The following is a 13,754-nucleotide window of genomic DNA, read 5'->3' on the forward strand; positions in this document are numbered from 1 at the left end:
CAGGAACATATCAAATATGCTCCTGCCTTTGATTTTATTAAGTTTAATATCTATGACCTAAATATAATAGAATTTGGAGCTTCTTTTTATTTTAAGTAGATTGGGTAATTAGACTATAACATTAATGTTTATCGTTGAATATCATAATAATATAATGGGGGTGATGTTATATGGCTCTTACTACAGGACCAATTGAAAACGTAGGAAATCAACCTGCTAATGCAAATAAAGTTAGGGTGAAAATCCTTAACCGTACTGCGGGCCCACTTACTGGAGTAGCTAGAGTTTTTAGACTTGACGGTTCATTAGTATTAATTGAACAGGTAAACTTCAATGTGAATTCTAATGCTTCTACTTTTGTAACTCTAAGTTTAGTTCATCCTGCTTTTGGACAAGCATTTGAATATGAAGTTCAAATTGTTCCTAATCAACCTGGTGGACTATATAGTGTTTATGGACTAACAGCTGACAGTGTTATCATTACTGCACAACGTATTGTGAACTCAGAATTGACACAGTTTCTTTAATTAAAATAGATTGGTGCCTAAATGGTATCCAATCTATTTTTGTACGTATTATTCAGAGAAAGAAAGGTTTTACACAAAAATAAAGACAGTTATGGAAAAGGGAAAAGTCGAGCTATCATCTTGATTTTTATTATTTCTGTCTTAGACTGTATCTGTTTTGTTGCACGGTTTTCTTTGAATGCATTTTATTCAAACTATTTTTTTAAGTATTTATCAAATATGCATTATTGCATAAATAAATTAAAATTTATAAGTTAATATTAAACTACTTTTTAGTTGTAAAGAATATGTTAATAATCTTTATAAGAGAAGGATATTCCTTGTAAAAAGTGAAATTGTTTGGAATGTGAATAAATAAAAAGTTTAGAAGTGATACAGACTGGATAGAGTCTTGTATTAAATAAACAGAAAAGGGGTAGGGGTTTCTAAAAGGTTTTGGGGGTTAGAAAGCACTTTTTAGTTAATAGCTTTAAATTATATTTTAAAGGGGAATGGGTATATGAAGTTTCGAAATACAAAGATTGCTATGGTTACACTATCTTCATTTTTTATTTTAGGTTCTGCATCTCTATCATTCACAGATACTATACACGGTGAAGTAGCTTCTGCATCAGCACAAGAGATTATTGTAAAAAATTATGACGATACATATTATAATAACGCAATAGGAAAAACGGGGTTAGAATTAAAGAAGGAACTGCATAATATTATTGATAATCATACAAAGCTATCATACAGTGCGGTTTGGGAAGCGCTAAGAGATACTGATGAGGACCCAAATAATAAAAATAATGTGATACTCTTATATACTGGTCGTTCGCATGGGAAACTTACGAATGGATCAGGAGTAAATAACTGGAACCGAGAGCATGTTTGGGCAAAATCTCACGGTGACTTTGGAACGACTGCAGGACCTGGAACAGATCTACATCATTTAAGAGCAACGGATGTATCTGTAAATAGTTCACGTGGAAATCTAGATTTTGATAATGGTGGTGTGAATCATTCTGAAGCGACAGAGTGTAAATATGATAGTGATTCCTGGGAACCTCGTGATAGTGTAAAAGGAGATATTGCTAGAATGCTGTTTTATATGGCTGTTCGTTACGAGGGAGACAACGGCGAAATAGATTTAGAACTGAATGAAAAAGTAAATAACAATAAAGATCCATACATGGGGAAACTATCTGTCTTATTAAAATGGAATGAACAAGACCCGGTCGATGATTTAGAGCGAAAGCGTAATGAAGTGATTTTTACAAAATATCAACATAACCGCAATCCTTTTATTGATCATCCTGAATGGGTAAATAAAATCTGGAACTAAGATCTTTAAAGGTATTATATTTTGATAAAAGGGATTGATCATTATGATCAATCCCTTCTTATATTTTTACTAGAATAAATGATTTTTATAGGACTAGTGAGGGAAATAGAATAGATATTTATATGGAACGATAGTACTTATTTATCTAGTTAAGTATTTAGTAAGGTCCCCACTCAATATTCACCCCAACAATAAGAAAAACAAGTCCAATGATAAACCAAATGAGTGCAAGTGGAGCCATGAAACGAATCCATTTTCCATAAGAAATGCCGCTCGCTGCGAGAACGCCCATTAAAACACCGGAAGTTGGATTAAGGCAGTTTACTACACCCTCGCCGAGCATAACAGCCTGTACTGTAACTTGGCGTGTAATGTGCATGAAATCAGCTAATGGAGCTAATATCGGAATAAAAATAACCGATTCTCCTGTTCCGGATGAAATAAGGAAATGTAATGCGGCACTACTTACGTACATACCGATAACACCAAATACAGGGCTTTGTCCTTCAAGAGACTGTGCGAGCTGGTTAACGATAGTATCAAGTAATTTGCCTTGTTCTAAAATGACTGAAATACAGCGAGCCATTCCGACAATTAAAGCACCATAGATAAGGTTTTGGCAGCCATTTAGAAAAGTAGAAGCGATATCGTTTGCTTTCATGCCACCTATTATTCCGGCTGTAATTGCTATGAAAATAAAAGTAGCGGTCATTTCTGCGTCCGTCCAATGTAGACGAAAAGCGCCTATTAAAAATGCAATTAATGATAAAGCTGAAACGAGTAAAATTAATTTATGACGTATCGTCCAAGGAACTTCTTTTTTCTCTGCTTCCTTTTCGCTTGAAAGAGCGTTACTTGGAAACCAGTTGTCGCCAAGAATGCTTCCTTTATTCAATTTTTTCAAGCGCTTTACATACCAATTAATATAAAGGATAGTGGCAAGTAAAAAAGATATATAGATAGCTGTGCGTAAACCAATTCCCGAAAATATCGGAAGTTCTGCGATCTTTTGTGAAATGCCTAAAGGTGAGGGGGATAAAATAGTAGCATTAAAACCAGCATAAGTGCCTAAATAAATAATTGCTACACCGACGATAGCGTCCCATTTTAATGTGCGTGCAACGATGATACCGATGGGGATAAAACCGATAACTGAATTAACGATAATGCCAGTCGTTCCGAGAATAGAAAAAAGTGCGGCAACGATACAAATGAAAAGTAATTGCTGATTACGAAATTTGTTTATAACATGATAGATTAAACCGTCAAGAGCACCTGTTTTTTCAAGAATGGCAATGGCACCGCCTGTAAATAAAATTAAAAAGATGATCGGAGCAGCAAGTGTCATTCCTTTTTCAATATCGGTAAAAAAAGAAACAAATCCTACAGGTGATTGCGGAACAGAATGATAGCTACCTGGTATTGTCGTTGTAACGGTCCCGTTTGTAACTCTTTTAAATTCTCCAGCAGGAACGAAATACGTAGCAATGGCGCAAAGTAAGGCAATAAAAAATAGTAGTACGTACGCATCAGGCATTTTAAACTTTTGTTTACTAGGTTGTTTTTTGCCTCAGTTTGTATTTGCATAAAATTCCTCCTTCTTCACTTTATTAATTTTAATATTCTGAATTCAATCCGTGAAATAGATTATAATAAAGGTAGCTTCTTAAGGCAATAGTTTTTGTATCCTTTTCCCGTACATACAAATTATTGCAATATTAGACAGGGAAACGATAATAAGCCAAGAATATGTTATGTAGAAAGAAAAAGGAAAAGAGGGAACAAGATGTGGAAAACTACAGATCTATGTGATGAATTTGAAAAGGAATTACAAATATGTCGCCAGTCTTTTCGGTCTTTTGGGAAGAAAGAACAATTCCACGGGAAAATTGCAACTGTAAAAGTGAAAGATGATAATGTACTAGTGAAGGAAGGATTGCAAACATTACCAGAAGGAACAGTATTAGTTGTTGATGGCGGAGCGTCTACTAATTGTGCGTTACTTGGTGATAATTTGGCAGCTATTGCGGAAGAAAGAAAGCTAGCAGGAATTATTGTGAATGGGTATGTTCGTGATTCTAGTGAACTAAAGAATATTAATATTGGTATTTTAGCGTTAGGAACGATGCCAAATAGAAGTGTGAAAGAAGGAAAAGGAGAACGAAATATTTCATTGCATTTTGGACAAGTGGATTGGAATCCAAATGAATATGTTTATGCGGATGAAGATGGCGTCATTATTAGTGAAAAGAGTTTACATAGTTAAGAGTTAATAAGTTATTATTCTTAGAAAATAAATCCGATAAAGCATGGACAAAATTCTTTGTCAATAGTAAAATAATACAGAAATTTAAAATTTACAGAATGTATAGGTTTATCGTTTTACGATAACTTAAATGGAAGTAAGTTGTGCCAAGAAAAGTGAATGTTATCACAATGATACGTTCATAAACAAAATTATTTTTCCTATACAAATATAGCCGCGAATAATGCGGGTAGGAGGTGTTGTACATTTTTGTTCGACACTTACAAAAAGAGAGTGTCAATCGCACGCCCTTGAAGGGCCTTTTTTTGTGTAAATGGTAGTAAGGGAGGAAATTTTGGGATGGCAATGTTGAAAAAGTGGCTGCTTACGTCGTTAATGGCAGTGACACTTGTATTTGTTTCTTTTGCGAATACAGTACATATTACGTTTGCTGAAGAAAATACAGCAAAACTTGCAATTATTGGGGAATCACAAAAAGGCATTATGTTATGTCCGAAAGAAGAGCAAATTAAAGATGGGGAAACAGCTTTAAGTTTGCTGCAAAAGGTCATGGGGGACAAGGTAGAATCTGAAACGATGTCGTTTGGAACATATGTAAAAGGAATCGATGGTTTAATGGCCGGGGATACAAGTGCTTGGCTGTATGATGTAAATGATAAGTCTGCAGAAGTCGGAGCAGATAGTTATAAATTAAAATCTGGAGATGTTGTTGTCTTTCGCTTTGTTTCAGACTGGAGCAATATAAGCCAGGAAACATTGAAAGAAACGTTAGATAAGTTTGGGACGTGTAAAACAGAAGAACCAAAGACGGATGATCCAAAACAAGAAAAACCAGAAGAGCCAAAGACGGATGATCCAAAACAAGAAAAACCAGAAGAGCCAAAGACGGATGATCCAAAACAAGAAAAACCAGAAGAGCCAAAGACGGATGATCCAAAACAAGAAAAACCAGAAGAACCAAAGACGGATGATCCAAAACAAGAAAAACCAGAAGAACCGAAGACGGATGATCCAAGACCAGAACAACCAGAACAACCAAAGCAAGAGAACATTCAAGATCCAAGTGCACAATTAAACGAAGCCATTTCTAAAACATCAGATAAGATGTTACAAGATGGAATTGAAAGTGACTGGGTAGCTGTAGCGCTTTCTCGTTCTGGAAAGAATGTGCCAATTGAGGCAAAATTAAATTATGTTAAGTCAGTAACTGAAAAAGTAGAAAAGCGCATTAATCGTTTTTCAGCGACAGATTTAGCTAGAACAATTATTATGATGAATGCAATGAGTGCAGACCCTAAAAATGTAGGTGGACATAATTTAGTTCAAAAATTGTATGAGTCAGATAAAGTGAATTCTGTTACAGGTTATGCATTTGCTTTACTTGCATTTGATACGAAGAAGTATGAGATTCCAGTTGAATCAAAATGGAACAGAGTTGCTCTAGTGGAAGCACTGTTAAATAATCAGCATACAGACGGTGGATGGACTTATAATAGTTCAGGTAGTAAAGATAGTGCTAGTAGCGTTGATGTAACAGGTATGGTTTTATCAGCATTAGCTCCTTATCAAGAGCGATCAGATGTGAAACCAGCTATACAAAAAGCTGTTGCGTATTTATATAACGAACAGCTGCAAAATGGTGGTTTTTCAGCTGATGGACAAGAAAATTCAAATAGTACTGCGCAAGCAATTATTGGATTATCGCTTGTTAAAGGTGTAGATCAAAACCGTCTTCATAAGGCAATGCAAAACCTATTATCATATCAACTTTCAAATGGTGAATTTAAATGGTTACCAAGTGATCAAAATGGTAACGGAATGGCTACAGAACAGGCTCTTTTAGCATTACTTCAATTTAAGGAAATGGGAAAATCTATTTATGATTGGTCTAATGTAGACGCTGGTGATGTAATTAAGCCAAAACCGATTGAAGAGCCAGAAAAGGTCGTTGAACCAGAAAATAATGTAGTAGAAAAAGAAGTTACTGAAGAACCGAAAGAACAAGACCAAGTACAACAAGAAACAAAAGATGAAAATCTAAAAGTAGTTGTAGATAACGAACCGGTTAAGAATAAAAAAATCGGAAACGGTAACAGTCTACCAAAAACAGGAGCATCTTCTCATAGTCCAGCAACAGAAGTAGGTATGGGTGTATTATGTATTGCTTCTGCATATGTATTATGGAGACGTAAAGCAGCTTAACAAAAAATTAGGAGCAATTATTTGCTCCTAATTTTCGTATGAAAGGTGAGAGATAGGATGAGTAAGGTGAAATGGTTCATTTCTTTACTGCTTTCGCTCGGGCTACTTGCCGGATGTGAAGAGGCAGCTGTAAAGCCTGAGAAGAAGGTAGAACCGAAGCAAGAAGAGGTAGCGAAACAAAAAGAACAAAAAGATGAAGCGAAGCCGGAAGAAAAAACAAAAGAAAAGCAAGCTGAATCAGAGCAAAAGCAGCAAGAAGAACAGAAAGAGAAACAAGAACAAAAAGTAGAAGAGAAGCCGAAAGAGGAAAAGCCGCAGGCACAACCAGAGGTAAAGAAAGAAGAGAAACAACAGGAACAACCGAAAGAGCAACCTGCTGTAAATAAGCAACCAGAGCAGCAACAAGTACAAGAAGAGAAACAACAACCGAAAGCACCAGAAGTAAAAGAAGAAGCAAAGGTTGTGAATCAGCCGAAAGAAACACCGAAGCAGGAGCAAAAAGAAGATCCGAATAAAGCGGAGAAAACGATACCGACTCCGGCAGTACCAAAACCTGAACCACCAAAACCAGATCCAGTACCAGTACCGAAACCGCAAGCAAAACAAGTAACAATCTCAGTAAAAGGAAATAACGGATATATAATGGGTGCGAAAAAGATGGATGTACAAGATGGCGATACTGTGTATAAAGTATTGCAACGTACAGGATTAGATGTTGATGCAAGCGGATCTAGAGATAGTATTTATGTAAAAGGTATTAATGATTTATATGAAAAAGATATTGCGGATACTAGTGGATGGAAATATCGTGTGAACGGTGCTTTTCCAAACCATAGTGCTGGTGTAGCTACGGTAAAACCAGGAGATACAATTGAGTGGGTATACGTATTACAATAAGAAAGGCATTCGGTAAAGGGCTATGAAAATAAGTTTTTCTTCTTTACATCCTTTTGTGAATTTTTTCTATTATATCGGGGTGATGATACTATGTATGATGTGTCTTCATCCTCTTTTTTTAATTGGAGCAATAGTATTAATTATTATGTTAAATGTGATGCAAGGAAATAGCGAAAAGATAAGAAAGATGCTACCGAGCACAATTGTTTTCTTCTTTATGGTAATTTTATTTAATTCGTTATTAACGCATAGAGGTCGAACTACGTTATTTTGGTTAGGTGATAGCCGTATTAAGCTTGAGGCGATTATGTTTGGAATAGTAATGGGGTTATTACTAGTTGCAGTTATGTTTACGTTTGCGTCATACAATGATATTATTTCCAGTCATAAATTTTTATATTTGTTTTCAAGAATTTCACCGAAAGTTGCATTGTTAACGATGATTACAGTGAGATTTGTTCCTTTGTTTATAAGGCGATTAAAGAAAATCACACTCGTTCAAAAGACGAAAGGTGTGCAGGTAGATTCAGGTTCGATAATTGAACGCGTCAAAAATGGTATGCAATTGCTGCAAGTATTATTAATTTGTTCATTAGAAGATGCACTGCAAACGGCAGATTCTATGCAAGCTCGTGGATTTGGTGTAACGAAGCGTACGACGTATATTCGCTATAGAATGGAAAGGCGCGATTGGTATACGCTCAGTTATTTAATCATTTTATTTATAGCTGCTATTATATGTAGTAATTATGGCGGGGGGAAATTGATTATTTATCCGAAAGTCGAATCGATTCTATTTCAGCAATACGATGGGATGATGTTTGTCGTATTTACGATGTTTATTAGTTTACCAATCATAATGGAAGGGAGAGAATGGATATGGTGGCGCATGCAGAAATAAACAATTTATCATTTGTATATGCTGATGAAAATGAAAAAGCGTTACAGCATATTTCTCTTTCTGTTCAAAAAGGTGAGTTTATTGCACTTGCTGGAGGATCGGGATCTGGGAAGACGACTTTATTAAAACATTTTAAAAAGGAGTTACTTCCAATTGGTACGCGTTCTGGAGAGATATTTTATGAGGGTGTTTTAATAGAGGAAGTAGCTGATTTGTTATCTGCCCAAGAAATTGGGATGGTATTTCAAAACCCAGAAAATCAGATCGTTATGGATACAGTAATTCAAGAATTAGCATTTTCTTTAGAAAATATCGGATTATCATCACATATTATTCAAAAAAGAATAGCAGAGCTTATTAGCTTTTTAGGATTTCAAGATTTATTGCATCAATCTGTTCACACGTTATCTGGTGGGCAAAAGCAACTTGTTAATTTAGCTGCGGTATTAGTTATGCAGCCGAAATTGCTATTATTAGATGAACCGACAGCGCAGTTAGATCCAATCGCTGCAAAAGAGTTTTTAGGATTATTAAAACGGATTAATGAAGAACTTGGAATTACGATTATTTTAAGTGAACATCGTTTAGATGAAGTTATCCCGCTTGCAACACGCGTTGTTTGTATGGATAATGGCCGTATTATGTATGATGGTAGTCCTAAATTTGTTATTACGGATATGTGGGGAGTAGAATCATTCCGTCCATTTATTCCGCAAATTCCAAGGCTATTTTTAGAGTGGAATGTGAGAGATATTCCGTTTACAGTGCGAGAGGCGCAAATGAAAATGAATGATTTTGCAGCGATATCATATGTAAATGAGCCAATAGCACAAAGTGAAAAGCAAGAGGTTATTTTAAGCGCAGAGCATATTTCGTTCCAATATGAAAAAAATAGTCCGCTTATTTTACATGATTTATCAGTTTCGATTGAAAAAGGAAAATGGGTAGCGCTCGTTGGGAAGAACGGTACAGGTAAGTCTACACTGTTAACGATTTTAGCAGGATTACAAAAAGCGAGAAGAGGGAAAGTAAAGTGGAACGGAAAAGTGATACATAAAATTGATTCGAAAGAACGATTTAAAAGTATTGGGTATGTATCGCAGCATCCGTATTATCATTTTACATTTGATACAGTATGGGACGAGGTTTATGAACGTGCACGTGAATTATACGGAGAACAAGGAAAAGAAATAGCAGAAGATACGCTAAAACAGTTTTGGTTGTATTCGCTTAAAGAACGCCATCCGCACGATTGTAGCGGAGGAGAGCAACAACTTCTTGCATTATGTACAACGTTATTATCAAAGCCGACTTTATTATTACTTGATGAACCGACAAAGGGATTAGATCCATGGAAGAAAGAAAGAGTAGGAGAGCTATTTAGGAAGCTACAAAAAGAAGGTACAACAATTGTAATGGCAACGCATGATATTGAGTTTGCAGCGAAATACGTTGATCAATGTATGATGTTATTTGATGGAACAGTCATTATGAATGATGCACCGAAAGAATTTTTTAGCGGCAACTTCTTTTATACAACATCTATTAACCGATTCATTCGAAAAGAATTGCCATATGCATTAACGTGGGAGGATGTGTACGAAGCTTGTCCAAAAGATATGTTGCATTCATAATATGTATCTTTGCAGTAATAATCGGCACATTACTCCTTACGACACTTGTCATGGACGGTTATTACATGTTAAGTAGTTTGTTTATATTAGCGGTTATTATGTTACCTTTCTATATCCGTTTTGAAAGAAAGGCGTTTGTTTCACGTGAAATTGTTCTCGTTGCTGTATTAGCGGCAATTGCAGCAGTAAGCCGGGTGCCATTTTCTATTTTACCAAGTGTACAACCAACTTCTTTTGTCATTATCGTTTCTGCAATTGTATTTGGTAGTGAAACTGGTTTTATGATTGGTGCTACAGCAGCAATCGTATCTAATATTTTTTTAGGACAAGGTCCATGGACACCGTGGCAAATGTTTTCATGGGGCATGATTGGTTTTATAGCAGGTTTACTTCGTAATACATTTTTTATGAAAAAGCTATGGGGAAGACTTCTTTACGGAGTAATTGTTGGCTTTTTATTTGGCTGGATTATGAATTTCTGGGGTCTTCTCGGTTTTATACGAGAAGCAACATGGGAAACTGTCATTTCGTATTATATCGCAAGTTTTTACTTTGATTTGAGCCATGCGATTTCGAATGTTATTTTCTTATTACTATTTAGTACTTCATGGATTACGATTCTTACAAGATTTAAAAAGAAATACGGTATATTAGATGAGCATAACGTGACATAGAAAAGCATACTCATATAAGGTAGGGTCGCGACTTACATATTCGTTTGCCTCTTTCATGCTTCTTACATATTGTAAGGAGCATTTTTTTGTCAAAAAATCGATTTAATATACATCCGTTATTATATAAAATTATTTGTATAATGGTAGGTGAGAACTTTTTTCAAAAGGGAGGTGTATAGTTAATGAAGTTAGTTATTCCGAAGCAACATGGTGCATGGGCTATGCTTGTTATTCCTTTTTTATTAAGTGTCATACTTGGGAAACCTACTATTTATCATATTCCATTGTTTTTAGCGTGGTTTTTTATCTATTTAGCCACGTATCCATTTCTTACGTACATAAAGCAAAGACGAAAAAAAGAGTTTTTACAAGCTGCCATTGTTTATTTCAGCATTGCGTTCCTATTTGGGATGATTTCTTTATTATATGAGTGGCGAATTCTTTTATTCGTAATAGTAATGATTCCATTATTTATAGTGAATATGTATTACGCTCGTCAAAAAAATGAAAGAGCACTATTAAATGATATTTGTGCGATTATTGTGTTTTGTATCGGTGGATTAATTAGTTATTACTTTTCAATGAAGCAAATCGATCATACAGCTATATTCATTGCACTTATTTCATTTTTATACTTTTTAGGTAGTACGTTCTATGTGAAAACGATGATTCGTGAAAAAAATAACCCGAAGTATCGTCTTATATCTTGGGGATATCATATCGTATTAACAATAATCATATTTGTGATTAATCCCTGGTGTTCTCTTATTTTTATACCAAGTGCCATTCGAGCAATTGTGTTGTATGGCAAAAAAATTTCTATTATAAAAGTAGGAATTTTAGAAATTGCTAATTCTGTATATTTTTTAATCATAACGGCAATAATTATGAAGTATGCCATTTGAAAAAACTTCCCATCAATTGATGGGAAGTTTTTAATCTTTTTCTAAAATGTGAACGGTGTACTCGCAACGTTGAATAGCTTGTTCAACAGCATAAAGTGATTGTTCAATACGAGCGCGATTAAAATCTTTTTCAACTGTTTCGAGCGCTTCTTCTAAACAATTTTTAGCTTCTTGTAATGATTGAAAAGAATCTTGTACATATCCGCGAGCATTTTGATGCATTTCATAATCCTCCTTGCGTGTTCGTATATGGGTAGTATGAACAGTAAGGAAGAAAATATAATTTGTTATATTTATTTGACAATTAAAGTGGAATTACGTATAGTAAGAATTAAGTGAATATTTTCTTATCCAGAGAGGTGGAGGGACTGGCCCGATGAAACCCAGCAACCGCGATGCAGGTGCTAATTCCAGCAGAACATATTTGTTCTGGGAGATAAGACGAAGATATATACGTAACTTCTTCTTATCGGAGAGGTTTTTTTATTGCAAAAAAACCGATTACGAAAATTTATATTAAGAAGAAAGGGGTTGCGCATTACTGTGACACTCGAAAAATACGTAAAACTGCGTAGTACAGTTTATGAATATATGATAGAGCAAGATAAGCCGATATCATTGTTAGATATTCAAGAACATATCGTTTCGCATCATGAAGGGAAATTCACGAAAAAGATGTTGCATCAATTTTATTTATCAAGATTATTAGACGAACTAAAACTGGATGGGAAAATTACATTAGCTGATGAATATCTCTATGCTGAAAAAGGGGTATTGTATAAGGCGAGAAAAGGGAGCTAAGCTCTCTTTTTTTCTTAAAATAACGGAGTATGTAGAGTAAAAGACTGCTAAAGCAGCCTGATACAGGGAATGGTGTTGAGTGTGTAGTGTCAAAAATTGAATGTGCCTGAAAGAGGCAATTCATATCGGCTGCAAATGAAAAGAGACACCTTCGCCGAATAGGTGTCAGTCGTTTTGTCATATAGACTTGCTATTTGACAGTTATTAGAATAACATACAGGATTTTTGAAGTCAAAAGGGAATTAAAGGAAGGGGTACAATTATGTACGCTTACTTATTAAAAGATATAACGAAATGGATCCCAAAGTACATTGTAGATAAGGGATATGAATATTATGAAGATGGACATGTAGAAGATGTTGAAATACATGATAAAAAAGTGTTTGCTTTCGTTACTGGAAATGCAGGAAATTATGAAGTAGTTATCGATCTCGAAGATTTTTCAGAAAGTAGCTGCGAATGTCCATATGAGAATCTTTGTAAGCATATGGCGGCAGTTGTTTATGATATTCAAGGTGCTGGTGAGAGTGCAGTTAAAGAGAAACTGAGAGATTTAGAAAAAGAAGAATTACTTATATTATTGAATCGATTATTGCAAAGTTCGAAAAACGTACAGATTGTAGAGAAGATGTTAAAGAAGGGGTAACTTTAACGTATAGAGGGAGTTGTTATGTAGTGAACGTACTAATTGTATACGCTCATCCTAATCCTTCAAGTTTTAACGCGGCGATTTTAAATCATGTGCAAAAAGGACTACCGGAAACAAATCATTCAGTTACGCTGCTTGATTTATACAAAGAACAATTTGATCTAGTCCTCGTATTTAATGAAGAGAAGAAAAGACGTGATTTAGTAAATGAAGAAGAAACAGCTCGGTACAGAACGTTAGTAGAAGAAGTAGATACACTTTTATTCATCTATCCAATATGGTGGTGGGGGATGCCAGCAATTTTAAAAGGATTTATCGATCGTATTTTCGTAGCTGGATTTGCTTATAAATATGAAGGGGCTCTGCCGAAAGGATTATTGCAAGGGAAAAAAGCATGGGTTATTAATAAGTTAGACTCGCCCCTATGGTACGTCGCACTATTATATCGATCAGCAGATTGGATTATGATGAAGAGAGGTGTTTTACGTTTTTGTGGCATTCGCGATATAAAACGTTCAGTGTTTCAATCTGTGAAAACGAGTAAAGTATCAAAGCGTGAAAAATGGTTATTACAAATAGAAGAAAAGGCTCGTACATTATGAATGAAGTCGACCGTATTATAAACTGTATTCAGTATGACGGCGAACTTTTTCGGAAGTATGTTACGCGTTTACTTCAATTGAAAAAATGTAGCGAAACATTTCAGCAAATTCAAATAGAGTTAAGAAATGATTATTTAATAAGAGGAATTTGTGAAAGAGAAGTAGATGAGATAGTACGGGGAAGTAAAGAATATGAAACATATTTTCTTCCTAAAGCGTTACAGTGGAATTTTTTGAGTGAACATCCACACTTAATCGGAAAAATTTGCGAAGATTTTTTTGCATTTGAGTCATTACATCTTACGGAGATAGAGTGGGAGAAGATTATAAATTGCATGGGAAATAAGTGATTTATTATGTAAAAAAGCT

15 protein-coding genes and 1 riboswitch are annotated in these 13,754 nt (G+C 35.0%); of the genes, 13 read left to right on the forward strand and 2 right to left on the reverse strand.

What is annotated here, in order from left to right:
* Positions 1-170: 170 nt before the first annotated feature.
* Both B9A45_RS12935 and B9A45_RS12940 read left to right on the forward strand, forming a co-directional pair.
* A complete protein-coding gene (locus B9A45_RS12935) occupies positions 171-527 on the forward strand; it encodes a hypothetical protein (RefSeq protein ID WP_053512614.1) in 357 nt (118 codons plus the stop codon).
* Between the two features lie 499 nt (positions 528-1,026).
* On the forward strand, positions 1,027-1,854 hold the full coding sequence (locus B9A45_RS12940; RefSeq protein ID WP_084064103.1) for an endonuclease I family protein: 828 nt from the start codon (positions 1,027-1,029) through the stop codon (positions 1,852-1,854).
* Positions 1,855-2,011: 157 nt separating this feature from the next.
* Here the strand turns inward: B9A45_RS12940 and B9A45_RS12945 are convergent, their stop codons facing one another.
* A complete protein-coding gene (locus B9A45_RS12945; RefSeq protein WP_084064104.1) occupies positions 2,012-3,391 on the reverse strand; it encodes a YfcC family protein in 1,380 nt (459 codons plus the stop codon).
* A 249-nt stretch (positions 3,392-3,640) separates the two neighbouring features.
* On the opposite strand from B9A45_RS12945, the gene rraA reads away from it, so the two are divergent.
* From rraA to B9A45_RS12980, 7 genes are all read left to right on the forward strand, one after another.
* Positions 3,641-4,120, forward strand: coding sequence for a ribonuclease E activity regulator RraA (gene rraA, locus B9A45_RS12950; protein ID WP_000266038.1), 480 nt, complete (start codon positions 3,641-3,643; stop codon positions 4,118-4,120).
* Between the two features lie 339 nt (positions 4,121-4,459).
* Positions 4,460-6,322, forward strand: coding sequence for a DUF4430 domain-containing protein (locus tag B9A45_RS12955; RefSeq protein WP_084064105.1), 1,863 nt, complete (start codon positions 4,460-4,462; stop codon positions 6,320-6,322).
* Positions 6,323-6,379: 57 nt separating this feature from the next.
* A complete protein-coding gene (locus tag B9A45_RS12960) occupies positions 6,380-7,219 on the forward strand; it encodes a DUF4430 domain-containing protein (protein WP_000048903.1) in 840 nt (279 codons plus the stop codon).
* Positions 7,220-7,241: 22 nt separating this feature from the next.
* On the forward strand, positions 7,242-8,120 hold the full coding sequence (locus B9A45_RS12965; protein WP_002101120.1) for an energy-coupling factor transporter transmembrane component T: 879 nt from the start codon (positions 7,242-7,244) through the stop codon (positions 8,118-8,120).
* The gene (locus tag B9A45_RS12970; RefSeq protein WP_053512609.1) at positions 8,093-9,754 is read left to right on the forward strand and encodes an ABC transporter ATP-binding protein; all 1,662 of its coding nucleotides are present in this window, start codon (positions 8,093-8,095) and stop codon (positions 9,752-9,754) included. The genes B9A45_RS12965 and B9A45_RS12970 overlap by 28 nt, the downstream gene beginning before the upstream one ends.
* Positions 9,727-10,428 (forward strand): ECF transporter S component, encoded by a 702-nt coding sequence (locus tag B9A45_RS12975; protein WP_000044907.1) that lies wholly within the window; start codon positions 9,727-9,729, stop codon positions 10,426-10,428. The genes B9A45_RS12970 and B9A45_RS12975 overlap by 28 nt, the downstream gene beginning before the upstream one ends.
* 182 nt (positions 10,429-10,610) lie before the next feature.
* Positions 10,611-11,333: a YwiC-like family protein gene (locus tag B9A45_RS12980; RefSeq protein WP_000779980.1), complete on the forward strand. Its 723-nt coding sequence runs from the start codon at positions 10,611-10,613 to the stop codon at positions 11,331-11,333.
* Between the two features lie 30 nt (positions 11,334-11,363).
* On the opposite strand, the gene B9A45_RS12985 is transcribed toward B9A45_RS12980, so the two are convergent.
* The gene (locus B9A45_RS12985) at positions 11,364-11,555 is read right to left on the reverse strand and encodes a hypothetical protein (protein WP_000554032.1); all 192 of its coding nucleotides are present in this window, start codon (positions 11,553-11,555) and stop codon (positions 11,364-11,366) included.
* A gap of 122 nt (positions 11,556-11,677) precedes the next feature.
* Positions 11,678-11,776, forward strand: a riboswitch (SAM riboswitch).
* A gap of 100 nt (positions 11,777-11,876) precedes the next feature.
* Here B9A45_RS12985 and B9A45_RS12990 point away from each other — a divergent pair.
* The 4 genes from B9A45_RS12990 to B9A45_RS13005 all read left to right on the forward strand — a co-directional run bounded on the left by B9A45_RS12990 (position 11,877) and on the right by B9A45_RS13005 (position 13,735).
* Positions 11,877-12,134 (forward strand): hypothetical protein, encoded by a 258-nt coding sequence (locus B9A45_RS12990; protein ID WP_000171476.1) that lies wholly within the window; start codon positions 11,877-11,879, stop codon positions 12,132-12,134.
* A gap of 262 nt (positions 12,135-12,396) precedes the next feature.
* Complete coding sequence (locus B9A45_RS12995; protein ID WP_053512608.1) at positions 12,397-12,780, forward strand: SWIM zinc finger family protein; 384 nt, start codon at positions 12,397-12,399, stop codon at positions 12,778-12,780.
* Positions 12,781-12,809: 29 nt separating this feature from the next.
* Positions 12,810-13,385 (forward strand): NAD(P)H-dependent oxidoreductase, encoded by a 576-nt coding sequence (locus B9A45_RS13000; protein WP_058839529.1) that lies wholly within the window; start codon positions 12,810-12,812, stop codon positions 13,383-13,385.
* On the forward strand, positions 13,382-13,735 hold the full coding sequence (locus B9A45_RS13005; RefSeq protein WP_058839530.1) for a group-specific protein: 354 nt from the start codon (positions 13,382-13,384) through the stop codon (positions 13,733-13,735). The genes B9A45_RS13000 and B9A45_RS13005 overlap by 4 nt, the downstream gene beginning before the upstream one ends.
* Positions 13,736-13,754: the final 19 nt, after the last annotated feature.

The organism is Bacillus sp. JKS001846 (genome assembly GCF_900176455.1).
Classification (GTDB): Bacteria; Bacillota; Bacilli; order Bacillales; family Bacillaceae_G; genus Bacillus_A; species Bacillus_A cereus.

Excerpts from the sequence above, each read along its gene's own strand:
- B9A45_RS12955 (WP_084064105.1), top strand. The coding sequence starts at position 4,460 with ATGGCAATGTTGAAAAAGTGGCTGCTTACGTCGTTAATGGCAGTGACA.
- B9A45_RS12995 (WP_053512608.1), top strand. The coding sequence starts at position 12,397 with ATGTACGCTTACTTATTAAAAGATATAACGAAATGGATCCCAAAGTAC.
- B9A45_RS13005 (WP_058839530.1), top strand. The coding sequence starts at position 13,382 with ATGAATGAAGTCGACCGTATTATAAACTGTATTCAGTATGACGGCGAA.
- B9A45_RS12980 (WP_000779980.1), top strand. The coding sequence starts at position 10,611 with ATGAAGTTAGTTATTCCGAAGCAACATGGTGCATGGGCTATGCTTGTT.
- B9A45_RS12935 (WP_053512614.1), top strand. The coding sequence starts at position 171 with ATGGCTCTTACTACAGGACCAATTGAAAACGTAGGAAATCAACCTGCT.
- B9A45_RS12965 (WP_002101120.1), top strand. The coding sequence starts at position 7,242 with ATGAAAATAAGTTTTTCTTCTTTACATCCTTTTGTGAATTTTTTCTAT.
- B9A45_RS12985 (WP_000554032.1), bottom strand. The coding sequence starts at position 11,555 with ATGCATCAAAATGCTCGCGGATATGTACAAGATTCTTTTCAATCATTA.
- B9A45_RS12960 (WP_000048903.1), top strand. The coding sequence starts at position 6,380 with ATGAGTAAGGTGAAATGGTTCATTTCTTTACTGCTTTCGCTCGGGCTA.
- rraA (WP_000266038.1), top strand. The coding sequence starts at position 3,641 with ATGTGGAAAACTACAGATCTATGTGATGAATTTGAAAAGGAATTACAA.
- B9A45_RS12940 (WP_084064103.1), top strand. The coding sequence starts at position 1,027 with ATGAAGTTTCGAAATACAAAGATTGCTATGGTTACACTATCTTCATTT.
- B9A45_RS12945 (WP_084064104.1), bottom strand. The coding sequence starts at position 3,391 with ATGCCTGATGCGTACGTACTACTATTTTTTATTGCCTTACTTTGCGCC.
- B9A45_RS12970 (WP_053512609.1), top strand. The coding sequence starts at position 8,093 with ATGGATATGGTGGCGCATGCAGAAATAAACAATTTATCATTTGTATAT.